Raw genomic sequence first — 24,194 nt, 5'->3', positions numbered from 1 at the left:
AAGAAGTATGTATGGAACGATTGATTTTTCATGTTGATGTAAACAGTGCCTTCCTTTCCTGGGAAGCCACCCGAAGAGTAAAGCAGGGACTTCCGGATCTCCGTGAAATTCCTTCCTGCATTGGCGGAGATCCCAGAAAACGGACCGGCATCGTAGTTGCCAAATCCATCCCTGCAAAAAAATACGGGATCCAGACAGGAGAACCAATGGCTATGGCCTTTCGTAAATGCCCGGAACTGATATCCGTTCCGGCAGATTTTGAGCTTTATGATAAATATTCAAGGTCTTTCAAAAGTATCTGTGCATCCTATGCCCCTGTGATGGAATCCTTTTCCATTGATGAGGTATTTCTGGATATGACTGGCACCTCCTACATTTACCCGGATCCGATTGTAACTGCCCATGAGCTGAAAGATAAGATACGGACCGAACTGGGATTCACTGTAAATATCGGCATCTCTGTCAATAAACTGCTGGCAAAAATGGCCTCAGATTTTGAAAAGCCGGATAAAGTACACACCCTGTTCCCGGAAGAGATCCCTGTAAAAATGTGGCCACTTCCCGTAAGAGATCTTCTTTTCCTTGGAAAATCCTCTGAAAAGAAGCTTAAGGAGGCGGGTATACGAACCATCGGTGATCTTGCCCATGAGAAAAAGCCCAAGATCCAGGCACTTCTGGGTGAAAAAGCAGGACAGCAGTTATACCGGTACGCCCGCGGTCTGGATGACTCCCCGGTAAAAATGAAACCAGATGAAGCTAAGGGATTCAGTCTGGAAACAACCTTTAATGATGATCTGGTATCCATGGAGCAGGCGCTTCCAATCCTTCTGGAACAATGCGATGTCCTTGCTGCTCGTATGCGCCGCAAAAAGAAAAAATGTACCTGCATCTCTGTAACCTTTCGAACGCTGGATTTCCAGAACAGATCACACCAGATGAAACTGAAAAACGCCACAGACATCACCGACGAAATTTATTTCCACGCCCGAAAGCTTTTTGAAGAATCCTGGAGAGGACAGCCGCTGCGTCTTCTGGGGGTATCACTTACCGGACTTACCGACGACTCCTTTGAACAATTATCATTCTTTGAAGATACCAGGGAAAAAGAACGCCGCCAGAAACTGGATGCAGCCCTGGATTCTATCCGACTTAAATACGGAAATGACAAGGTTACCCGCGCCAGTATCATGAACAGTACCGCCCGGATCGGGAGAAAAGCAAAAGCGCAGATGGAAAATGAGAGAGAACAATAATGTTTGATGAAAATTTACCAGATTCTTTCAAAAACCCCTTGCAATTTTATTCACAATGCACTATAATTTGAAACATATCAATAGCAATTTTATTCAAAATTATTATATGTGTCTAAGGAGGAAAACAGGATGGTTGAACTGATCGTAGGAAAGAAAGGCAAAGGAAAAACAAAAGTACTGTTAGACAAAGTAAACGGGGCTGTGAAGGATGCCAGCGGCAGCATTGTTTACTTAGACAAAAGCACCAAGCACATGTATGAGCTGAACAACAAAGTCCGCCTCATTGATGTTTCCGGATTTCCGGTTAAGAATGCGGATGAATTCGTAGGATTTATCTGTGGTATCCTCTCTCAGGATCATGATCTGGAGCAGGTATATCTGGACAGCTTCCTTACAACAGCCAAACTTGAAGGAAAGGATGCAACCGGAACACTGGATCAGTTAAGTGCCATCGGTGAAACCTTCAAAGTTTCCTTTATTATCAGTATGTCTCTGGATAAAGAAGAAGTTCCGGCAGCATATCAGGATAAGATTATCTGCGCATTATAATAAAATTGAATATGAACGTCCTATTTTGTACATAAAACATAAAAGAACGTAAATTTTAAAGGGATCTGTCGCAGGGCAGATTCCTTTTTTAATCGAATAACTGCTTCACAGTTATTCGATTATGAGCAAGTAGCGAATGCGGATTGCGAATATCCTCTTGATTGCAAGCCGATTCCTCATATGGTAAATCACGCAAAAAAGCATTGACATTACAACCGTTATAAGGTTTAAATTATATCCGGGAGGTTATCTGACCGGGAATATTGCCATCCGGCTAATACATCCGACCGATCAGACAAAAGAGAATCATGGAAAAAAATCTTACAACCGGAAATATCTTTAAAACTATTGTGTACTTTGCCCTGCCATACCTGTTATCTTATTTTCTTCAGACACTTTACGGAATGGCAGATCTTTTTATCATCGGACAGTTTGACCATGTTGATGCCATCACTGCTGTATCAAACGGAAGCCAGGTCATGCATATGTTAACAGTCATTATTGTAGGACTGGCCATGGGCGCAACCGTTACCATCAGCCGGGCTGTCGGCGCAGACAGGAAGCTGGACGCAGCCAGAGCTATCGGAAACACGGTCACATTATTCATGGCTGTTTCCATTCTTTTTACGCTCCTGCTTCTTCTCCTCGTCAGGCCCATTGTTGTACTGATCGGTATCCCGACAGAAGCGGTGACAGGTACCACACAATATCTTATCATCTGTTTTATCGGAATTCCCTTTATTACAGCTTATAACATAATCAGCTCCATATTCCGTGGCATTGGTGATTCCAAAACTCCCATGTATTTTGTGGCCATTGCCTGTGCTGCCAATATTGTACTGGATTACGTTTTCATTGGCTTTTTCCATATGGGACCATCCGGAGCAGCCCTTGGAACCACACTTGCCCAAACTCTCAGTGTGATCATTGCCCTGATATTCATTCGCCACAGAGAAACCGGAATCCATCTTACAGGAAAAGATTTCCGCCCGGATCCTCATGTGATGACGCAGATCCTGAAAATCGGAATCCCGGTAGCTGTACAGGATGGATATATCCAGGTTGCATTTATTGTGATCACGGTGATCGCCAATCACAGGGGATTAAATGACGCAGCTGCTGTTGGTATCGTGGAAAAAGTGATCAGCGCTGTCTTTCTGGTTCCGTCTTCCATGCTGGCTGCGGTCTCTGCTCTGGCTGCTCAGAATATCGGTGCCAGGAAGCATGACCGTGCGGCAAAAACGCTCCAGTACAGCATCCTGATCACAAGTGTTTACGGAATCATTATCTCATTGATCGTTCAGTTTACCGCTCCACATATCCTTCAGGCATTTACCGGAGATGACACGGTCGTACTTCTTGGCACTCAGTATATCCATTCCTATATCTGGGACTGCATTTTTGCAGGCATCCATTTCAGCTTTACCGGATATTTCTGTGCATATGGAAAATCCTATATTGGTTTTATCCACAATATCATTGCCATTATTCTGGTCCGTATCCCGGGATCTTATCTGGCTTCCAGATATTTTCCCCATACGCTGTTCCCTATGGGAATGGCAGCGCCGGCAGGTTCTCTGCTTTCGGTTCTGATCTGCCTGATCGCCTATTTCTGGTTGAAACACCATGCCGGTCCTGGTCCTGTATCCAGATGCAAAGGAGATTCCAATGGAAGATAAAAAATTATTTCTTATCGGAGAAGTAGCCAAAATGTTCCATATCAGTATGGGGACTCTCCGCCACTATGAGCAGGCTGGTCTTTTAACACCGGAATATACAGACCCGGACACTGGATACCGGTATTATGGCACCAGACAGTTTGAGCTTCTCAACACCATACGTTATCTCAGAGTCCTGGATTTTCCACTCGCCCAGATCAAAGCTTTTCTGGATAACCGTGATACCGATGTGATCGAAGAAAAGCTGGTCCATCAGAAAGAAGTGATCGCAAGGAAGCAAAAAGAGCTGGAGCTGATCTCCCGAAAGATCGACCATCGCCTGGAACAGCTCCGGGATGCCATGAATTCCAGGCTTGATGTGATCCAAACTGTCGAAATTCCCGAAAGCCGCGTTGTCTGGCTCCGGGATTCCCTGCATCCGAAAACATATCTGGATCTTGAGAATTCCATCCGAAAACTGGTAGAAAATCAGAAGGAATCTCTGGTTTTTATGGGAAAGATCGGAATCGGGATCTCCAAAGAACAGCTTTCCCAAAAATCTTTTCAGGATTACGACCGGATCTTTCTTCTTCTGGATCAGGAAGACCGATATGACGGAGAAACGGAAACTTTTCCCAGACAGACCTGCGTAACCATCCGTTTCTGCGGAAGCCACAGGGAAGCACCGGCTTATTATCAGAAACTCCTTGCATACATTGAAGAGAAAAAACTCTGTATCACCGGATTTTCCAGAGAAACCACGTTGATCGATTATGGAATTACAAACAATACCGATAAATTTGTTACGGAAATCCAGATCCCGGTAAATATCTGAAATTTATGCCTTCTCATGGAGTGCTTATTTAAGCTTCCAGTGAGGAGGCTTTGTTTATTCTTCATTTCTGTGGTATACTGAATGGCAGAATAAACACACAGGAGCGTTTCATATGAATCATTTACTGGAAAAAATTAAACAGAAAAATGCATCCGCATTTACCCACAGCGGAAAATTTCATGCAGACGATGTTTTTTCTGCCGCACTGCTTTTATATCTGAATCCTGAGATCACCATCGCACGTGGAAACATTGTTCCGGAAAATTATGAAGGTCTTGTTTTTGATATTGGAAGAGGGCAGTATGACCACCACCAGAAAGACAGCCGTATCCGTGACAACGGCGTTCCCTATGCGGCATTTGGTCTTCTCTGGGAAAAACTCGGGCCGGAAATCCTCGGTGAGGAGCTGGCACAGAAATTCGATGAATCCTTTGTCCAGCCATTGGATATCAATGACAATACCGGTGAAAAAAACGAACTTGCCACGCTCATCGGCAATTTTAATCCTGGATGGGATTCCAAAGGCAGCAATGACGAGGCATTTTTCCAGGCAGTCAGTGTCGCCGGCATGATCCTGGAAAATAAATTTGAGCGTTACCTTGGAAATGAGCGTGCGGACAGACGAGTGGAAGAAGTTCTTGCAGAACACACCGAAGCCCTGGCTTCCGGTGAAACTCCGGCAGAAAATACCAATATCCTGGTACTTCCGGAATTTATTCCCTGCCAGAAGCGCCTTTCCGAAACCAATATCGCTTTTGTGATCTTTCCATCCAACCGGGGCGGCTATTGTATCCAGCCACAGAAAAAAGAATATTCCATGAATTATAAATGCAGCTTTCCTTCTTCCTGGCTGGGCCTGGAAGGAGAGGAGCTGGCTTCGGTAACCGGCCTTGAAAGTGCGATCTTCTGCCACAAAGGCGGTTTTCTCATGACATGCGGAACCCTTGAGGATTCCATTCTCGCCTGCCGGAGCAGTCTTGCCGCGTTTCATGAAGAAGCTGTGATCGTGAGCCTTGGTGGAAATGAAGAGACAGACATGCTGCTTCAAAATCTTCCGGATCTTTCTTCTGCCAGGATCGTGCATCTGCCGGTTCCTCAGCTTCCGGAATTAACATTAAACGGGATCTATGGAGAGCTTTCCATGGAAAAAACAGAATGGAAAAGCCATATAAAAATCCAGATGAAGGAAATCCTCAGATATAAGCCGGAAGCAGTTTTTGCGGACAATGCCATGTTTTCTCTGTACCCACTCGTCCATGCACTGCGAAAAAAACATATCCCAATCCTTACCGTGGTAGAAAAAGATGGACAGAAACTTCTGGTACGGATTCCCTCCGGTTCTTAAAGTCCGCCAGGCGGATATTCGCAACTCGCAGGGGACTCTTTGATTCGGTTACATGTATAATATTATCTGCAGATATATTCATGCTGCATATTCATACAGAAAGAAGGCATATTTATGCGAGAAGAAAAATTTAAAATGGAAAGACAGGGGCTGATCCAGGTAGGAGATAAGGTAAAAATCTCCGAATTTCTCTCTGCCACAAACTACAGCTACATCATCGAACCTGCCGTAGCCATGTCCGGCTGCTACAGAAACGCAGACCGCATCAAATCCAAAGAGGGGATCATCAAAAGCATTGAACATACACCACGTGGCTTTATCGTTACCGCGGAGTTTGATGAATAAACATTCTGTTGATCGGATATCTGTCCCTTCCGGGAGACTTATCTGATCCGCTTAAGATCCGGCAGTTGACAATCTGCCGGATTTTCTGCTGAAAAACTGACTAATTTATTCTGGATTATATGATGATAATCTGGTATTATAAAGAAGATATTTGTGTAATTTCTCTAATTATCAGGAAATTGCAAATTTTTAGAACAGAGGTGTAATATTATGAGCTGGTACAACGAAGCAATCTTCTACCATATTTATCCACTTGGACTTACAGGCGCTCCGAAAGAAAACGATTACGGAACTCCTGTACATCGACTGAACACACTGCTGCCGTGGATCGACCACATCAAGGAAATCGGATGTACTGCCTTATATATAGGTCCGCTTTTTGAAAGTGTAGGACATGGCTATGAGACAACCGATTACAAAAAACTGGACTCCCGTCTTGGAACAAACGAAGATCTCACCAATTTTGTAAAGGCCTGCCACGAAAAGGGCATCCGTGTTATCTTCGACGGTGTATTCAATCATACAGGCCGCGATTTCTTTGCTTTTAAAGATATCCAGAAAAACCGCGAGCATTCCCCATATGTAAACTGGTACTGTAATGTAAATTTCGGCGGAAATACCGAATATAATGATGGTTTTTCTTATGAAAACTGGGGCGGATACAACCTTCTGGTAAAACTGAACCAGCGCAACCCGGAAGTACAGAACTATATCTGCGATGTAATCCGTTTCTGGGTTTCCGAGTTTGATATTGACGGAATCCGCCTGGATGCCGCCGATGTTCTGGATTTTGATTTCATGCGTATTCTCCGCCACACAGCCGATGAAGTTAAAAAAGATTTCTGGCTGATGGGAGAGGTAATCCACGGAGACTACAGCCGCTGGGTAAACGGTCAGACACTTCACAGTGTAACCAACTATGCCCTTCACAAAGCCCTTTACAGCGGTCATAATGACCACAACTATTTTGAAATTGCCCACACAGTAAAATATCTCCAGAATATGGGAGATCTGGATCTTTACAATTTTGTGGACAACCATGATGTGGAGAGGATCCATACCAAATTACAGAACAAGGCACATTTTGCCCCGGTACACGTACTTCTTTATACTTTACCTGGCGTTCCAAGCATCTATTATGGATCTGAATTCGGGATCGAAGGAAAAAAAGAGAAATTTTCCGATGCAAGCTTACGTCCGGCACTTGATCTTGAAGATTACAAAGAAGCCACAACAAAGAACCCCTGTACTGCTCTGATCGCAGCTCTCGGAAAAGTACGCCAGGGAACTCCTGCATTAAGCTACGGTTCCTACGCAGAACTGGCTCTTACAAACCGTCAGTTTGCTTTTGCAAGAGATCTGGAGGGTATGCGCGTGATCGTTACCGTAAATAACGATGACAGCGACGCAGAGATGAATCTTCCAACAGGAAGCGCACCGGAATACGTAGGTGCACTTACCGGACAGAAAGTTTCCGCACAGGGTGGACGTATCCGCGTTCGTGTTGCAGCAAACAGCGGTGAGATCTGGCTTCCTGCAGGAGATATGCCGGAATACAAGCCAGTACAGGTTGAAGTTCCGGAAACGGCTGCAGCAAAAGAAGAAAATACTGCATCTGAGACAGAAGAGAAGCCGGCGGACGAAAATGGCACTGTAGCAGAAACTGCTCAGGAAGCAGAGGCTTCAACAGCCGCAAATACAGATAAAGATTCTGACGATACAGCAAACCCATCAGATGTTTCGTCCACTCCGGAAACAGAACCTTCCAGCTCACAGGAAACAGCCGAAACTGTTACCCCGAATCCAAACAAAACACCGGAAGAGATGACCGTAGGCGAACTTCAGGCTGCCATCCTTGCAAAAATGGCAGGAAACGGCTCTGTAGATGACCAGATGAAAAAGACGGTATACGATAACATCTGGCATGATTCCCTGGTGAACTGGCTGAAGAGCTTTCGATAGGAAATAAATAATAAACGAACATTCCATAAAAAAAACAAGGCAATCCGGTCTTACGCGGAAAGCCTTGTTTTTTTGTAGAAATTTATAAAAATAATTTATAAAAACGATCCAAACATTTACTTTACATAAAATATATTATGTAAAGTTATGATCCTGCTTTTCTGTAAATCAAGAGAACAAAAAACAGCAGAGCTTTCCACCTTAAATAAGACAGAAATCTCCACTGCTTTTATCATTTTTTTATTTATCTCTCATCAAACGGTACAAAATCTGTATGATGTCCCACATATTTGTAAGCAGGACGAATGATCTTGTTGGCACTGATCAACTCTTCCAGACGATGTGCGCTCCAGCCCGGCATACGTGCAATGGCAAAGATCGGAGTGAAGAGTTCTTCCGGGATACCAAGCATGGTATAAACAAATCCACTGTAGAAGTCCACGTTTGCACAGACATTCTTAAACAGCTTTCTGTGTTCCATGATCAGCTTGCCGGCAATGCTCTCAACTTTATCGTAGAGCTTGAATTCCTCTGTCATACCTTTCTCCTCTGCGAGAGCCTGTGCAAAACGCTTCAGGATCACTTCTCGCGGATCGGAGAGTGTATAAACTGCATGTCCCATACCATAGATCAGACCTGCATGGTCAAATGCTTCTTTATTCAGGATCTTCTGGAGATATGCTGTGATCTCTTCTTCACTTTCCCAGTCTTTTACATTGGCTTTTAGATCTGTGAACATGTTCTGGACTTTCAGGTTGGCACCACCATGGCGCGGTCCTTTCAGTGATCCAATGGAAGCAGAAGTGGAAGAGTAGCTGTCTGTTCCGGAAGAAGTTACTACATGTGTGGTAAAGGTAGAGTTGTTACCACCACCATGCTCTGCATGAAGGACAAGTGCAATATCAAGAACCTTGGCCTCAAGCTCTGTATACTTGCCATCCGGACGAAGCATCAGAAGAATATTCTCGGCAAGAGAAAGTCCCTTCTGCGGATTACGGATAAAGAGCGTCTCGTCTTTACGGAAATGACGATATGCGTGATAGGAGTAAACCGCAATTTCAGGAAGCTTGGCGATCAGTTCCAGAGACTGGCGGAGTACATTTTCTACGGAAATATCTTCCGGGTTATCGTCATATGTATAGAGAGCAAGAACGCAGCGCTCCATGGCATTCATAATATTGGCATTGGTTCCTTTCATGACAACGTCACGGACAAAACGTCCTCCCAGATCTTCCATATCGGAAAGAAGTTCCAGAAATCTGGAAAGTTCTTCCTTACTTGGAAGTTTACCAAAGATCAGAAGATAAATTGTCTCCTCAAAGCCAAAACGTCTGTCCTTCAGGCCATTTACAATGTCCTGTACATTAATTCCCTGATAATACAGTTCACCGTCCGCCGGAATACGTCTGCCATTGACCAGCTTGTAGCCGGTAACATCAGAAATCTCGGTAAGGCCTGTGAGAACACCTTTACCTGCGGAATCACGAAGACCTCTTTTTACATCGTATTCCACGTAGAGATTGGGATCGATGTGATGATGCTTCATCAGCTCCTGCTCAAAGAATTTCATTCTGCCTTTCAGCTGTTCGGAGTCTTCCAGACTCATCATTTCATGCTTTTTTTCCATAATCTTTTCCTCATTTCCCCATTGTATATTAAAAAACACTGATACAGTTAAGATTGGTTACATCTTCGTAATCAGTGTTCGGGTATGGCATACATTTGTGTTTACCTGGTTAATAATTCTACAGTAAAAGTTCCGAAAATGCAAGAGGGTATTTCTTTTTTTCGTGCATAAATATTCATAAGTCGATATATTTCATCTATTATTACATTTATTCATCAAAATCCGTCTGGTTTCCGCAACAAACCTGTGTTATGATTGTTCCGTAACTTTTTCTTATAATAGAAGGGAGAATTTAAAAGAATGCAAAGCAGCATCAACAACATTTACAAGCTGGACGGAACCGTCCCCATTGCCAAGGCGATCCCGTTTGGGCTTCAGCACATCCTTGCCATGTTTGTCTCAAACCTGACACCGATCACACTGATCGCAACCTCAGCCCAGCCTGCTCTTACCCAGGCACAGATCGCAATTCTGCTCCAGAATGCCATGTTTGTGGCCGGAATCGCTACACTGATCCAGCTTTACCCCATATGGAAGATCGGTTCCAGACTTCCGGTTGTAATGGGAGTCAGTTTTACCTTTGTCACTGTTTTAAGTACCGTTGCGGCCAATTACGGTTATCCTGCCGTGATCGGTGCGGTTATGATCGGCGGTATCATGGAAGGAACCCTTGGCCTTCTTGCAAAATACTGGCGGAAGATCATCACACCGGTAGTGGCCGCTTCTGTAGTAACTTCTATCGGCTTTTCACTGTTTACCGTAGGAGCCAGATCTTTTGGCGGCGGATATAATGAAGATTTCGGCTCTGCACAAAACCTGCTTCTTGGTACTATTACACTTGCTGTGTGTCTGCTCTGGAATGTTCTCAGCAAAGGATATCTGAAACAGTTATCTGTACTTGCCGGTCTGGTAGTCGGATACATCATTGCCATTTTTATGGGAAAAGTCGACCTTGGTTCCATCTTATCCGGAGGACTTATTTCCCTTCCTCATCTGTTTCCTGTAAAACCGGAATTCCATGCGGGAGCCATTGTTTCCACCTGCATTATCTTCCTGGTATCCGCGGCGGAGACCATCGGCGATACTTCCGCACTTGTTTCTTCCGGACTGGACCGTGAGATCACCGGAAAAGAAATTTCAGGTTCTCTTGCCTGTGATGGTTATGCTTCCACGATCTCTTCCCTGTTCGGCTGTCCTCCGGTAACATCCTTCTCACAGAATGTAGGACTGGTTGCCATGACAAAGGTTGTAAACCGTTTCACCATTATGACAGGAGCTGTATGTATGATCCTGGCCGGACTGCTGCCACCTATCGGAAACTTTTTCGCTTCACTTCCGGATTCTGTTGTGGGAGGATGTACCATTATGATGTTCGGTTCCATTCTGACTTCCGGTGTACAGATGATCGCTTCCTGCGGTTTTTCCCAGCGGAACATTACCATTGTTTCTCTTTCCCTTGCTGTAGGAATTGGATTTACCACAGCAAGTGAGAGCGGAATCTGGGATATCTTCCCATCTATCATACAGTCTGTTTTTGCGGAAAATGTAGTTGCTGTTGTGTTTATCATATCCATTGTTTTAAGCTGTATTCTGCCTGAAAACATGGATATCGAAAAGATCAAGGAATAGGGATGTAAAAATGTTTAAAATTCTCATTGCGGAAGATGACCGGGAACTCCGCCAGCTTTTCCAACATGTCCTGCTGAAAAATGGTTATACAGTAAAAGGAGTTGCCGACGGGCAGGAAGCATTGGATGCCCTGGAAAAAGATTATTATGATCTGATCATCTCGGATATTATGATGCCAAACATGGATGGCTATGAACTGGTCCGTTCACTCAGAGATGCCGGGGATTCCATTCCTGTACTTATGGTCACTGCCAAAGATGCTTTTGATGATATGCGTATGGGATTTTTGTCCGGCACCGATGATTATATGGTAAAACCGGTTAACATCAACGAACTGGTTTTGCGGGTAGGTGCCCTTCTTCGCAGAGCGCAGATGATCAATGAGCGGAAACAACGGATCGGCGATACCATTCTGGAGTGCGACTCCCTGACAGTATCCACCTCCTCGGAAAGTATGGTCCTTCCTCAGAAAGAGTTCATGCTTTTGTATAAGATGGTATCCTTTCCGGGAAAAATCTTCACCAGACAGCAGCTTATGGATGATATCTGGGGATATGATTCCGCAAGCGATGCCCATACGGTAGATGTCCACATCGGAAGGCTTCGGGAACGCTTCCGGGATAATCCGGATTTTAAGATCGTAACAATCCGGGGAGTTGGATATAAGGTGGTAAAAGCATGAAAAAGAAGCCTTTCGAAAATTTAAGCATCCGCATACGTTTTATCCTTATGATCATGCTGGAACTTATCTGTGTATCTCTGATATCCTGGCTTGTTATGGATGTTCTGCATATTTCAGATGTTCCGTACATTGTATGGATCATCCTGGCCAGTGTGATCGCAGGGGGCGTTCTCAACAACTTCCTCAGTATCCGGTACTTCGGCCCTGTATTAAAGCTGGAAAAAGCCATGCAGCAAGTCGCAGAAGGCGACTTTTCCGTCCGGCTGAAAACCGGAAAACAGCTGAAAGAAATCCAGGATATTTATTCCAATTTTAACCTGATGGTCCAGGAACTGGAAGCAACGGAGATCCTGCAGACAGATTTCGTTTCCAATGTTTCCCATGAATTTAAAACGCCCATCAGTGCCATTGAGGGTTATGCAACTCTTCTGCAGGATAGCGACATGCCCATATCAAAAGAGCAGGAGCAGTACATCGACAAAATCCTTCTTAATACCAGAAGGCTTTCCCACCTGGCAGGAAATATCCTGCTTCTGTCCAAAATTGAACACCAGGCAATCCAGACCCGGCAGAACTGGTACCGCCTGGATGAACAGATCCGGCAGTCCATTGTTATGATGGAACCGAAATGGTCAGAAAAAGAAATTGAATTTGATGTGGACATGATGGATGTGGAGTATCTTGGAAACGAAAATCTCATCTGTCATGTATGGGACAATCTGCTTTCCAATGCTATCAAATTCAGTCCCTGTGGTGGTACGATCTATATCCGGATGATGCCGGAAGGAGAAAAGATCCGTTTTTCCATAGAAAACGAAGGCCCCCAGATCAGTGAATACTCCATGAAACATATTTTTGACAAATTTTACCAGGGCGACAGTTCCCATAAACAGGAGGGAAACGGTCTTGGACTTGCCCTTGTAAAACAGATCCTGAACCTGTGTATGGGAACCGTTTCCGTGGAAAATATTCCCGGAAGCGGCTGTCGTTTTACTGTTATACTGTAAAACAAATATTTTACACATATCCATAAAACCCAAAAACAGCGGATACCTTATTTTTCATGAGGTTCTTCCGTTGTTTTTTATTTTATATAAACTTTTTCATAAACTTCAACAATTGTTGAGAAACAGTTGATGTTAAGTTGCAGATCATCTTTTAAAGTATAGGATAGTTATTTATGAAAAAATACAGGAGATATGGACTATGTTATTAAAAAAAGCACCTGCCTACCGGAAAGCAGAAAAGGAAGATTTTTCAATGATCCGGGAATTTATCCGAAGAAATTATAAAGACCGCTGGGAGTTTGAGGAAACACATACCGAAAAACGTCTGACCAGACTTTTCTTTTACACCTATATGATATACAGAGATAGCGTTACCGTGGCAACCTACCGTGATCAGGTAGTTGGGGTGCTCATTACCGGTAAAGAATCTCATGGCCATTTTGCCCCGGTTTTCCGTTTGAAAGAAGGCTATCATTTCCTGCGCCTGAAGTTTACTAAGGAAGGCCGGAAGAATCTGGAGCATTTTAACAAACTTCAGGATATGAAAAAACAATTGACTGTTTCCCCGGAGAAACCGACTCCCGGAAATATCCTCTTTCTTTATGTAAGCAAAGATTACCGTAGAAACGGAATCGGTACCGGGCTTCTCAAACAGATTTCAACAGAGAAGGATACGGATTATTCCATATATATGGACCAGCTGGATCAAAGAACCTTTATGGAAAGTCATGGTTTCGTAAAGAAAAACGAGGTTTCCCAGATGCGGGAGCTGAACAAAAAACGCTTCCGGGAAAGTGTAGCTCTTTATAAAAAAGAACCGCGTTGCGAAACACATTCATAAATTACACAGGAGATAAATGGAAAATGAAAAAAATTGGAATCATGGCTGACAGCCACAGTGGCATTTTAAAACAAGAAGCAGAGGAACTGGATATTCATGTCCTTCCCATGCCTTTTTATCTGAATGGAGAACTGTTTCATGAAGACCTGGATTTTTCCAGAACAGGATTTTATGAGAAGCTGCGTGAAGGAGCAGATGTTTCAACTTCACAGCCTTCCCCACAGGAAGTTATGGAAATGTGGGACGAAATGCTTTTATCTTATGATCAGATCCTCTACATTCCGTTGAGCAGTAGTTTAAGCGGTTCCTGCATGACTGCTGCCGCCTTGTCTCAGGAACCAAAATACGAAAACAAAGTGTATGTGGTAGATAACGGGCGTGTTTCCACACCCCTTCACCGTTCCATTCTGGATGCGATAGACCTGGTGGAAGATGGATATACAGCACCGCAGATCAAGGATATTCTGGAAGCTTCCCGTGAAAAAACCGTGATCTATGTCGGATTAAGCACACTGGAATATCTGAAAAAGGGAGGCCGTATCAATACCACCACAGCACTGGCCGCAAATCTTCTCAATATCAAACCGGTTATGAAATTTGGAACCGGTAAACTGGATGTTTTCCAGAAATGCAGAGGCATGAAAAAATCAAGAAAAGCCATGATCGATGCTATGCACAGAGAATTGGAAACAACTTTCAAAAAAGAATATGATGCCGGAAAAGTATATCTTATGGCTGCCTCCAGCAGCACTGCGGAAGTTACCGCAGACTGGATCTCACAGATCCGGGAAAGCTTTCCGGGAATGGATGTGATGTGTGATGATCTTTCCCTTGGTCTTTCCTGCCATATTGGTCCGGACGGGCTGGGGATCGGATGCTCCTGTATGCCTTTATAAAAAATAGCCCAATATTTTCTGCAAATGATCCAGAGTTGTGGTATGATATTGTTATAAATACATAACAGATAGATTTTATCTGTCATTGATCAGAAGGGAGAAATTACCATGGCAAAAACAATCAAAGAATTAACACAGGATCTTCTTCAGGCACCCTCTGCATGCAAAGAAGTAAAAGAAGCGGCACAGAATTATCTGGATGCTGCAGGAACTGAGAAAGAAGCAGAAGCGGCAACTGCTTATGTAAAAGAGCTGGAAGCAGATATCATGCCCATTGACGGACTGATCTCTTTTGCAGGTTCTGACATGGGCGCACAGGTATTTGGCGCAGATGACGCAAAAAAGATCCTGGCTCATGCTGAGGAGATCAAAGCTTCCGGTGCAAAATACTGTGACTGCCCAGCATGTGCAGCCTGCGAAGCACTTCTGAACAAAAAAGCAGAAATTCTGAAGTAATCACATGGCCCAGTTTGAAATTGAGATCAAGCTTCCATTAAAGAATCTTAAGGAAACCCTGAAATTTCTGACAGATCAGGGATTTCAGGAGACAGCACAGATCCAGGAAGAAGATACCTATTTTAACAGTGTCTATCATGATGTAAAAAAACGTGATGAAGCACTGCGTATCCGAACAAGCACAGACTGCAGATCCGGTATTTCTAAGACTCAGATTAATTTTAAGGGGCCCAAACTGGATAAAATCTCCATGTCCCGAATGGAACTGGAAACAGAAGTATCCGATGCAGAAGTGCTTAAAAATATTCTCATCCATTTGGATTTTTCTCCGGTAGCGTCTGTCATGAAAACGCGAAAGTATATGAAATGTGGCAGATTTACCGCCTGTCTGGATCAGGTAGAGGGACTTGGAGACTTTCTGGAGCTTGAGGTGATCGCAGAGCAGGAAAGTGAGCGGAAAGAAATTTTATCCAAAATGGAAGATCTGCTTGCCATATTGGGATATCACATGTCGGACACTGTACAGACTTCTTATCTCAGTATGCTTCCGAAAAAATTAAATAAAAATCTTTTTTAAACCAGCAGGAATATTTTCGTGTGAGTATCTAAGGTACAGAATACGGAAATGTTCCTGTTTTTTCTTTTCTTACAATTCTTCGGCGTTCCAAGTTTATCTACCATACTATAAATCCCACATCACAAAGCAACATCAAACCACATTCAATGTACATGTCATTACTATTGACCACTCGTGCTTTTTGTTGCTTTATGTTTATTTTTATGTGGTTTATTGAATGTTTACAAGATTTTTTGCATTTTGCATGTGGATTTATTGATATTTTTTCAAAAAAGCCCTTTACAAATCCACACAATCGGGCATATAATAAAGTCACAAACAACAAGAAAGCATATTGAAGCAATCGCAAACCCAACAATAAACCACATTTAAACACGGAGGGAATATATTATGAAAATTCTTGAATCTAAATTCGTACAGGGCTTTATCAAAATGGCAGATGATGGATATCAGCAGGGATGGCATGAAAGAAACGGCGGAAACTTAAGCTATCGTCTGAAAGCAGAAGAAGTGGAAATGATTCGCCCACGACTGAACGCCCCCGGAAAATGGACCCCCATCGGTGTTGAGGTTCCGGGACTGGCAGGCGAATTTTTTCTGGTAACAGGAAGCGGAAAATACTTCCGTAATATCATCGTTGACCCGGAAGTATGTCTTGCGATCATTGAGCTTGACGAGACAGGAACCAATTACCGTATCCGCTGGGGTCTTGTAGAAGGCGGTCGTCCGACCAGTGAGCTTCCAACTCATCTGATGAACCATGAAGTAAAGAAAAAACTTACCAACGGAAGACATCGTGTTATTTATCATGCACATACCACCAATACCATTGCACTTACCTTTGTTCTTCCTCTGGATGACAAAGTATTCACCCGTGAACTCTGGGAATCTGCAACAGAGTGTCCGGTAGTATTTCCGGATGGTGTGGGAGTTATCGGATGGATGGTTCCAGGCGGAAGAGATATCGCTGTCAAAACTGCTGAACTGATGAAAAAATATGATGTGGTTATCTGGGCGCATCATGGTATGTTCTGCTCAGGCGAGGATTTTGACCTGACCTTCGGACTTCTTCATACCGTTGAAAAATCCGCAGAGATCCTGGTTAAGATCTTATCCATGGCTCCTCAGAAACTGCAGACTATCACACCGAATGACTTCCGCGCCCTTGCAAAGGATTTCAAAGTAACTCTGCCGGAAGAATTCCTCTACGAGAAAAAATAAATTCTTCGGCTACACAGTTTTATATTATATAACTGTACTCCTATCTGAAACTTTATCAGAAACAACCAAATATTTGCTGATTTTTGCTGATAAATCTGGTATGATAAAAACATATCTGGTTTATCAGCCAATTAATTTCAGAAAGGATATGGGATAAAGTATGGAAGAATTATATAAAGCGATCGAAGAGAAAATCAAAGCAAGCGGATACCCGCGAAAGATTTCCGGAGAGGACGTTTACGACGACATCTGCGATCAGATCGATGGGAAAGAGAATGGAAGCTATGTGCTGCTTTCCAAATTTGATGATGATGTGATCTTTGAATATCATATCTCAATTATGGACAGTGAATTTAATCTGGGTGTTCTTACCATGCGTACTCCGGAGGGTGTATTCGAGACAGATTTTGATAAATAAGTTAAGTACGGATTTTGATTTTGGGTCATGGATATAATACAGATGTCCATAATCACTGCTTAAGGTTTTTTGAACCCTACAGGGAATTTGAGATTTTCTTGATCTGATTAAATATATAGAGACAGTTGATTTACATAATTTATATTATGTGAACTAACTGTCTCTATATTTATATGCAATGCATGTCAAACGAATCAGTTGCTCCGCAGTCCCATTATTCATCAGTCCTCGCGAAGACGTACCGCCTTGGCCGCCTGACGCCGTCTGGCATCATCCAGAGCCGCATAATGCTTCTTAGTAGTATTGACATCCTTATGACCCAAAACATCCGCTACAAGGTAAATATCACCGGTTTCCTGGTACAGGGCAGTACCATAGGTGCTGCGAAGCTTATGCGGGGTGATCTTTTTTGTAGTTGTGATCTCCCTGGCATATTTTTTAACCAGATTCTCGATAGCCTGAACACCGATTCGGCGACGTTGGGTAGAATAGAAGAGAGCGTGCTCATGGCCTGCCAGAGGCGTAATATTCTCCCTGACTTCCAGATATTTCTTCAACGCTTTTTCTACTTCAGGACCAAAGTATACAACCATTTCATTTCCGCCTTTTCGGGTAACTTTGATTCCATTGTTTTTGAAGTCTACATCCTCAACATCCAGTCCGACACATTCCGATACTCGGATCCCGGTACCAAGAAGGAGAGTAACAATAGCAAGATCTCTGTCCTTCGTTTTTTCATGGTACATCCGTTTCTGCCCGGTCAGCGTATCTCCGCAATGCTCAATATAATCCAGCAGCATGGCAACCTCATCTGTATCCAGACGAATAATATTCTTATCATGGATCTTGGGCACATCGATCAGAACAGACGGGTTGGTGGTGATCATTTCATGTTTATAATAGTAAGCATAAAAACTTCTTAAAGCAGAAATTTTACGTTTGACGCCACGTTCACCATTTGTTTCCGTTTTGGAAGAGTCCGCGGATTTATAAACTTTGAGAAATTCTTCATATTCCTCAAGATCAACAGCCTTGACCTGATCCAGAACATCAACTGTGAAATCCGACATGGTTTTGTCTTTGAACATTGGATTTTGCTCCAGTAAAAACTGGAAAAATATACGAATGTCATATGCATAGGAAATTCTGGTCTTGGTTGTAGTCGTTGCATCAATAGCCCGGAAATAATCCCTGCAAAATGGCGGAAGCGTTTTTAAAACCTCACGGAGTTTTAAAGTATTGTCAATGTCATTTTGTTCGTGGTAAGTAATTTTGTTATCCATAAAAACTCCTTAATATATAAATTTTACATAATTTGCAGGAAATACCTGAAACACCTGTTAAAAGAAGTGGTTTTATACTTATCTATATCTATACGACAAACCCGAGTTTTTCAAATAGATGGGTAGTATAAACAGCTACTTCCTGCAAAATTGCCTGTTTTTGATAAATTTTCAAGTAAATAAAGTGCCTCCTTATGGAAGCACTTTTTATTATTATTTGTCGTTACCCTCTGAGGTTTTCATCAAAAATAACGGTAAACGGTCCGTCATTTTCCAGAGATACTTTCATATCTGCACCAAAAATTCCGTGTTCCACAACCGGAACATGTTTGCTGGCTTCTGAAATAATATATTCATATAATTTATTTGCTTCATCTGGCGCACCGGCTTCTATGAAACTTGGACGATTTCCCTTACGGCAGTTTGCATATAAAGTAAACTGTGAAACCAAAAGCAATTCCCCGTTTACATCTGCCAAGGATAAATTGGTCTTTCCATTTTCATCCTCAAAAATACGAAGTCCCAGAAGTTTTTTCAAATACCAGTCTGCATCTTCCCTGGTATCCCCACGTCCAACGCCGATCAGAACAAGAAATCCTTTTCCAATTTTTCCAACTGTTTCTCCATCTACTTTAACTTCTGCATGATTTACACGCTGAATTACAAATTTCATCGTTTATTCTTCCTCCGTCTGTTTTTCTGTTTCAGTCGAAAACCTATATATTTTGCCTGGACAAACTTGGCCAAAAATGCAAACATTCGTTTGATTTCGTTCCATGCTCCGGTCCACACTCTGTGTTTTTCTGCTTTTATTGCAACTGCCTGCATTTTTGCTTTTGTTGCAGATTCTTTTACCGGCATGGGCAACGCTTTTCCGGAAACGGGATCTACACAGTCAATATCTTTATAAAACTCAGCATCTGCAGACATCTCTTTTTCATCAAGGCTACGTCCGATCAGCTTCCATACAGCCGCATTCAGAACCGCAAAAACCGGAACGCCGACAATCATTCCCGGAACTCCGAATAAACCACCGCCAACCATAATTGCAACAATGACCATGAAACTGGACAATCCGGTAGATTCCCCCAAAATCTTAGGTCCAAGAATATTTCCATCAAACTGCTGAAGAACCAGAATAAAGATCAGGAAATACAGACTCTGAATCGGATCTACCAGCAAAATAAGAAGAATACACGGAATCGCTCCAAGATATGGTCCAAAAAACGGGATAACGTTTGTCACGCCAACGATCACACTGACCAGAATCGCATATGGCGTTCCAATGATGGATGTTCCCACATAACACAATACACCGATAATTGCAGAATCCAGGATCTTGCCACTGATAAATCCGCCAAAAGTCTTATGCGTAAAACGCATGGAATGAACAAGAAAAGTCGCCCATTTGGCCGGAAGAACCGCATAGGTAGCCATTTTGGCCTTTGCAACAAATCCCTCTTTATCTGCCAGGATATAAAGTGATACAATCGCTCCAATAAGGAAATTCTTCAAAAAAACAAGAAGATCCAGAAAACTCGCAGATATGTTTTTCATCATGGACTGCATCTGAGGAAGGATCGTATTTGTCAGATATTCCTGCAATCTGCTGGAATACTGGTTGATCTGGCTGATCATATCCGGATTCAGCTTCCAGCCCTTTTCCACAACGGAATTCAGCCAGTTCTCCACAACATTTACATAATGAGGAAAACTGTAGATGATATTCATGATACTTCGGATTAACTGCGGAAGGATCATCATGACAAGGGCATAAATGATCAGGAACATAAAAAACACAGAAAGAATTACACAGATCCAGCGTACTGCTTTCCTGCCCTTTTTCTGAAGGGTTTTGTGTCTTTTTTCAAAAATAGGAAAAATAATCTTCCGCTCCAGAAAATTAACAATGGGGGTTAACAGATATGCTATGGCGGCTCCATAAATGATCGGCGCCATAATGCTGAAAAATGTTTTAATTCCGGTAACCAGGGATTTCATATGGAAAATCCCGTAATAAAATAAAATACTGGCAGCAATGACCAGAAATGCAGTCACACCTAACTGCACGTAGCGATGATTCCAACGAATTTTCATAGTAATTTCCTCCACCATGTGATTATAACATAGCATCTCCGGTTTGTGTCTAAAAAAAGCATAAACATTCTCTCTCAAAACTCATAAGGATGAATTCTGTCTGTATTTTTTCGCTGATACCGAAAACACCCTGCCATAAAATGGCAGGGTGCCTATAAAAATCTGACGTTTATTTTTTCAGGCTGTCATAAATGTGAATGGCTTCAATAATGGCCTTCGCAGTTCCATCAATACCAAGCTTGCTGCTGTCCAGACAAAGATTATAGCTGTCGGCAGATCCCCATTTCTTATTGGTGTAATAATTATAGTAACTGGAACGGCTCTTGTCTGTTTTGTTGATCATGTCTTTGGCTTCTTTGGCGTTCTTATTGTATTTCTGGGAAATACGGTTGATACGCCAGTCAAGATTTGCATGGACAAATACGCTGAAACAATCCGGATTATCTGCAAGTGCATAATCTGCACATCTGCCTACCATTACACAGGGGCCTTCTGAAGCAAGCTTCTTGATCGCCTCAAACTGTGCAAGGAAAATCTTATGGTTCATAGGCATATCTGTAAACCCTGCGGATGAATATCCAAAAGAATACGTATCCATTACAAGAGAATAAAGAAAACTGTTTGTAGGTTTCTCATCATGATGCTCAAACAGTTCCTTACAGATTCCACTATCATTGGCTGCGTGCTCCAGCAGCTCTTTATCATAGCATTTAATTCCAAAATACTTAGCAACTTCCTGGCCGATCTGTCTTCCGGCACTACCATATTTACGACCAATTGTAATAATAGAACTTGTTGTATTGTTACTCATAACAGCCACATCCTTTCTGCTTCGATTCAGCAAATTCATAAATATGAACTTCGCTTCCTCTTTAATACAGCTATTATACACTATATTTCACAAGTTTTCCAGTTATTTTCGCAATTTTGACAGCAATTTAACAAAATATTCCGGAAGTGGAGCTGTAAATTCCATATATTCACAGGTACGTGGATGAACAAACCCAAGAATCATTGCATGAAGAGCCTGTCCCTCCAGATGATAGGGATTTTTTGAAGACCCATATACCGTATCTCCCAGAAGTGGATGTCCGATGCTGGCCATATGCACGCGGATCTGATGGGTACGCCCTGTTTCTAGCCGGCATTCCACATAGGTTGCCTGTCCAAAACGTTCCAGTACTTTGTAATGTGTTACCGCATCTTTCCCATTTTTGTAATTGATGGCCATTTTTTTACGATCTGTTGGATGACGTCCGATAGGACCTTCTATGGTTCCCTCGTCCTCTTTCAGATTTCCCTGTACAACTGCACGATAACGTCTCCGGATACTGTGGCATTTCAGCTGTTCTGCCAGATCCCGGTGGGCCGTATCGTTCTTGCACACCAGAAGCGCACCGGTAGTATCTTTATCAATTCTGTGGACAATTCCAGGTCTCATCACCCCGTTGATCCCGGAAAGGCTGTCACCACAATGGGCCATAACCGCATTTACCAGTGTTCCCTGATAATGCCCGGCAGCAGGATGTACCACCATTCCTTTGGGCTTATTAACGATCAGCAAATCTTCATCCTCATAAAGAATATCCAGCGGAATATCCTCCGGAACAATATCCGGTTCACTGGAATCCGGAATCTCCAGATGAATTCTGTCGTTTTCCCTGACCTTATAATTGGATTTGGCAGCCTTATCCCCAACTGTAATCTGTCCATCTTTCAGAAGTTTCTGAATGAACGACCTGGAAAGACCGCTGTCTTTTTCTGCAAGATAGCGGTCGATTCGTATACCTGATTCTTCTTTTTCTACTGTATAATCGTATATTTCCATTTTATATCTCCTGCAAAATCAGATGAATCCATCATCCCCTGACCAAATCACCGTTTAATATTCAGAAATGAAAAATCATCATCTCTGTATTTGGTACAAACAAACAGAATCAGAAAAATCCCACTTGCAACCACATAAATATCTGCCAGATTAAACACCGGAAAATCAATCAGGGAGAAATAGATAAAATCAATCACATATCCTCTGAAAAAACGATCAATAAAATTCCCCAGAGCACCGGCAGCAAGTACTGTGGCAATTGTAAGCAGCGGCAGATAAAAACGCTCTTTTGGAATACGGATCCATGCATAGAGAATCACTCCCAGAAACAGCACACTTACAATTGCAAAGAAAAGTACACTTCCCTGAAACATTCCAAAAGCAATTCCCCTGTTTTCCGGATAAAGATAATGAAGTTCAAGTACACCGGGAATCAGCGAAATCGACAGTTGCCCTTTCAGATACAGATATGACAGCCATTTCGCCACCTGATCTGCGGCTACAAGTAAGATCATCAGGAAAATATCCCCTGCCAGACATTTGCCAGGAGACATTTTCTGATGATGGTTAACACGGCTGATCATAAAGTTATCTCCTGAATACAGGATAACAGTTCTTCATCGGTAACTGTTTTGTCAATAAAACTTTTTCCGATGCCGTCCATCAGGATAAACTTAATATGACCCTGTTCCATTTTTTTATCTTTCTTTGTTGCCAAAAGAACTTCTTCCGGAATAAGGCCATCTACATGTACAGGAAGATCATAGTCCGCACATCCCTGACGAATTTCCTGATATTCTTCTTCTGTCAAAAGTCCTCGTTTCATGGAAAGATACGCCGCAGCTACCAGTCCGGCTCCCACACACTGCCCATGAAGCAAGGTGAAATTCTTGAGTTTTTCTACCGCATGACCTACGGTGTGTCCCAGGTTGAGAAGTGCACGCTCTCCCTGCTCCTTTGGATCACGCTCCACAACACCAGCTTTGATCTCACAGCATTTGCGTACCATTCTGGCAATCCGTTTCATGTCCAGTTTTTTAATCTCTTTCTGCTCACGGCATACAAAACGGAAAAATTCTTCATCACAGATCAGCCCTGTTTTCAGGATCTCACCCATTCCACACGCAAACTGTTCTGCCGGCAGAGAAGAAAGAGTACTCATATTCATATAAACAAGACGTGGCTGATGAAAAGCTCCAACCATATTTTTATACTGCTGGAAATCTACTCCTGTTTTTCCACCAACACTGCTGTCTACCTGAGCAAGTAACGTCGTTGGAACCTGAATAAAATCAATTCCCCGAAGATAAGTAGCCGCTCCAAATCCGGTAAGATCACCTACAACACCGCCACCCAGAGCAACAAGAAGACTTTTTCGATCAAGTCCGTTACTAATCAGTGCCTGATACAAGCTGGAAACGGTATCCAGATTTTTATTTTTTTCTCCGGCCTCAAAAGTAAACACGGAAATATCAGAGCTTACTTCACTTAAAGCTTTTTTTACAGGTGCTTCATACAATGGACCTACATTAGAATCTGTTACAATACAGATTTTTCTGTCCGCAAGTCCTTCTTCTCTCATAACCTGAGCCAGATTGGAAAAATCCTCTTCAAAACAGATTGGATATCTAAAATCCCCCTCACGCTTTACAAGTAATTTTGATTCAGCCATCGCGTTTTCCTCC

24 protein-coding genes are annotated in these 24,194 nt (G+C 42.8%); 16 read left to right on the top strand and 8 right to left on the bottom strand.

Annotated features, from left to right (window positions below):
• Positions 1 to 11 precede the first annotated feature (11 nt).
• The 7 genes from G5B06_RS05890 to G5B06_RS05860 all read left to right on the top strand — a co-directional run bounded on the left by G5B06_RS05890 (position 12) and on the right by G5B06_RS05860 (position 7,947).
• Positions 12 to 1,253, top strand: a complete 1,242-nt coding sequence (locus tag G5B06_RS05890) for a Y-family DNA polymerase (protein ID WP_021978014.1) — start codon at positions 12 to 14, stop codon at positions 1,251 to 1,253.
• Between the two features lie 129 nt (positions 1,254 to 1,382).
• Complete coding sequence (locus G5B06_RS05885) at positions 1,383 to 1,802, top strand: hypothetical protein (protein WP_021978015.1); 420 nt, start codon at positions 1,383 to 1,385, stop codon at positions 1,800 to 1,802.
• Positions 1,803 to 2,110: 308 nt separating this feature from the next.
• Entirely contained in the window at positions 2,111 to 3,481 is a 1,371-nt protein-coding gene (locus tag G5B06_RS05880) for an MATE family efflux transporter (protein ID WP_021978016.1), read from the top strand.
• Positions 3,471 to 4,295: a MerR family transcriptional regulator gene (locus G5B06_RS05875; RefSeq protein WP_021978017.1), complete on the top strand. Its 825-nt coding sequence runs from the start codon at positions 3,471 to 3,473 to the stop codon at positions 4,293 to 4,295. Before G5B06_RS05880 ends, G5B06_RS05875 begins: the two co-directional genes overlap by 11 nt.
• Positions 4,296 to 4,407: 112 nt before the next feature.
• Positions 4,408 to 5,640: an MYG1 family protein gene (locus G5B06_RS05870; RefSeq protein ID WP_173761629.1), complete on the top strand. Its 1,233-nt coding sequence runs from the start codon at positions 4,408 to 4,410 to the stop codon at positions 5,638 to 5,640.
• Positions 5,641 to 5,754: 114 nt separating this feature from the next.
• Complete coding sequence (locus G5B06_RS05865) at positions 5,755 to 5,985, top strand: hypothetical protein (protein WP_021978019.1); 231 nt, start codon at positions 5,755 to 5,757, stop codon at positions 5,983 to 5,985.
• A gap of 210 nt (positions 5,986 to 6,195) precedes the next feature.
• On the top strand, positions 6,196 to 7,947 hold the full coding sequence (locus tag G5B06_RS05860; protein ID WP_173761628.1) for an alpha-amylase family glycosyl hydrolase: 1,752 nt from the start codon (positions 6,196 to 6,198) through the stop codon (positions 7,945 to 7,947).
• 244 nt (positions 7,948 to 8,191) lie between these two features.
• Here the strand turns inward: G5B06_RS05860 and G5B06_RS05855 are convergent, their stop codons facing one another.
• The gene (locus G5B06_RS05855) at positions 8,192 to 9,574 is read right to left on the bottom strand and encodes a citrate/2-methylcitrate synthase (protein ID WP_243278945.1); all 1,383 of its coding nucleotides are present in this window, start codon (positions 9,572 to 9,574) and stop codon (positions 8,192 to 8,194) included.
• A 300-nt stretch (positions 9,575 to 9,874) separates the two neighbouring features.
• On the opposite strand from G5B06_RS05855, the gene G5B06_RS05850 reads away from it, so the two are divergent.
• The 9 genes from G5B06_RS05850 to G5B06_RS05810 all read left to right on the top strand — a co-directional run bounded on the left by G5B06_RS05850 (position 9,875) and on the right by G5B06_RS05810 (position 17,301).
• Positions 9,875 to 11,203 (top strand): uracil-xanthine permease family protein, encoded by a 1,329-nt coding sequence (locus G5B06_RS05850; protein ID WP_173761627.1) that lies wholly within the window; start codon positions 9,875 to 9,877, stop codon positions 11,201 to 11,203.
• A gap of 10 nt (positions 11,204 to 11,213) precedes the next feature.
• Positions 11,214 to 11,885 (top strand): response regulator transcription factor, encoded by a 672-nt coding sequence (locus G5B06_RS05845; RefSeq protein ID WP_148446930.1) that lies wholly within the window; start codon positions 11,214 to 11,216, stop codon positions 11,883 to 11,885.
• Entirely contained in the window at positions 11,882 to 12,892 is a 1,011-nt protein-coding gene (locus G5B06_RS05840) for a HAMP domain-containing sensor histidine kinase (protein ID WP_148446932.1), read from the top strand. Before G5B06_RS05845 ends, G5B06_RS05840 begins: the two co-directional genes overlap by 4 nt.
• Positions 12,893 to 13,091: 199 nt before the next feature.
• Positions 13,092 to 13,733 carry a GNAT family N-acetyltransferase gene (locus G5B06_RS05835; protein ID WP_173741194.1) on the top strand — a complete coding sequence of 214 codons (642 nt, stop codon included), beginning with the start codon at positions 13,092 to 13,094 and terminating at the stop codon, positions 13,731 to 13,733.
• 23 nt (positions 13,734 to 13,756) lie between these two features.
• Positions 13,757 to 14,629 carry a DegV family protein gene (locus G5B06_RS05830; RefSeq protein ID WP_022427277.1) on the top strand — a complete coding sequence of 291 codons (873 nt, stop codon included), beginning with the start codon at positions 13,757 to 13,759 and terminating at the stop codon, positions 14,627 to 14,629.
• A 108-nt stretch (positions 14,630 to 14,737) separates the two neighbouring features.
• Positions 14,738 to 15,085, top strand: coding sequence for a molecular chaperone Hsp90 (locus tag G5B06_RS05825; protein ID WP_173741193.1), 348 nt, complete (start codon positions 14,738 to 14,740; stop codon positions 15,083 to 15,085).
• Positions 15,086 to 15,089: 4 nt separating this feature from the next.
• Complete coding sequence (gene cyaB / locus G5B06_RS05820) at positions 15,090 to 15,662, top strand: class IV adenylate cyclase (protein WP_021652052.1); 573 nt, start codon at positions 15,090 to 15,092, stop codon at positions 15,660 to 15,662.
• Positions 15,663 to 16,052: 390 nt separating this feature from the next.
• Positions 16,053 to 16,883 (top strand): rhamnulose-1-phosphate aldolase, encoded by an 831-nt coding sequence (rhaD, locus tag G5B06_RS05815; RefSeq protein ID WP_173741192.1) that lies wholly within the window; start codon positions 16,053 to 16,055, stop codon positions 16,881 to 16,883.
• Between the two features lie 160 nt (positions 16,884 to 17,043).
• Entirely contained in the window at positions 17,044 to 17,301 is a 258-nt protein-coding gene (locus G5B06_RS05810; protein ID WP_015525151.1) for a hypothetical protein, read from the top strand.
• Between the two features lie 221 nt (positions 17,302 to 17,522).
• Here G5B06_RS05810 and G5B06_RS05805 read toward each other — a convergent pair whose 3' ends face one another.
• The 7 genes from G5B06_RS05805 to aroB all read right to left on the bottom strand — a co-directional run bounded on the left by G5B06_RS05805 (position 17,523) and on the right by aroB (position 24,181).
• A complete protein-coding gene (locus G5B06_RS05805) occupies positions 17,523 to 18,584 on the bottom strand; it encodes a tyrosine-type recombinase/integrase (RefSeq protein WP_022427274.1) in 1,062 nt (353 codons plus the stop codon).
• Between the two features lie 223 nt (positions 18,585 to 18,807).
• A complete protein-coding gene (dtd, locus tag G5B06_RS05800; RefSeq protein WP_173761621.1) occupies positions 18,808 to 19,257 on the bottom strand; it encodes a D-aminoacyl-tRNA deacylase in 450 nt (149 codons plus the stop codon).
• On the bottom strand, positions 19,254 to 20,681 hold the full coding sequence (locus G5B06_RS05795; protein WP_173761620.1) for an AI-2E family transporter: 1,428 nt from the start codon (positions 20,679 to 20,681) through the stop codon (positions 19,254 to 19,256). Before G5B06_RS05795 ends, dtd begins: the two co-directional genes overlap by 4 nt.
• Positions 20,682 to 20,850: 169 nt before the next feature.
• Positions 20,851 to 21,492 carry an AAA family ATPase gene (locus G5B06_RS05790; protein WP_021978034.1) on the bottom strand — a complete coding sequence of 214 codons (642 nt, stop codon included), beginning with the start codon at positions 21,490 to 21,492 and terminating at the stop codon, positions 20,851 to 20,853.
• A 102-nt stretch (positions 21,493 to 21,594) separates the two neighbouring features.
• Positions 21,595 to 22,509, bottom strand: a complete 915-nt coding sequence (locus G5B06_RS05785; RefSeq protein WP_173771533.1) for an RluA family pseudouridine synthase — start codon at positions 22,507 to 22,509, stop codon at positions 21,595 to 21,597.
• A gap of 47 nt (positions 22,510 to 22,556) precedes the next feature.
• The gene (gene lspA, locus G5B06_RS05780) at positions 22,557 to 23,093 is read right to left on the bottom strand and encodes a signal peptidase II (protein WP_021978036.1); all 537 of its coding nucleotides are present in this window, start codon (positions 23,091 to 23,093) and stop codon (positions 22,557 to 22,559) included.
• Positions 23,090 to 24,181, bottom strand: a complete 1,092-nt coding sequence (aroB, locus tag G5B06_RS05775; RefSeq protein ID WP_118063860.1) for a 3-dehydroquinate synthase — start codon at positions 24,179 to 24,181, stop codon at positions 23,090 to 23,092. Before aroB ends, lspA begins: the two co-directional genes overlap by 4 nt.
• Between the last annotated feature and the right edge of the window lie 13 nt (positions 24,182 to 24,194).

It is taken from the genome of Blautia luti (assembly GCF_013304735.1).
Lineage (GTDB): Bacteria > Bacillota > Clostridia > Lachnospirales > Lachnospiraceae > Blautia_A.
This window is presented reverse-complemented; position numbering and strand designations above follow the sequence as displayed.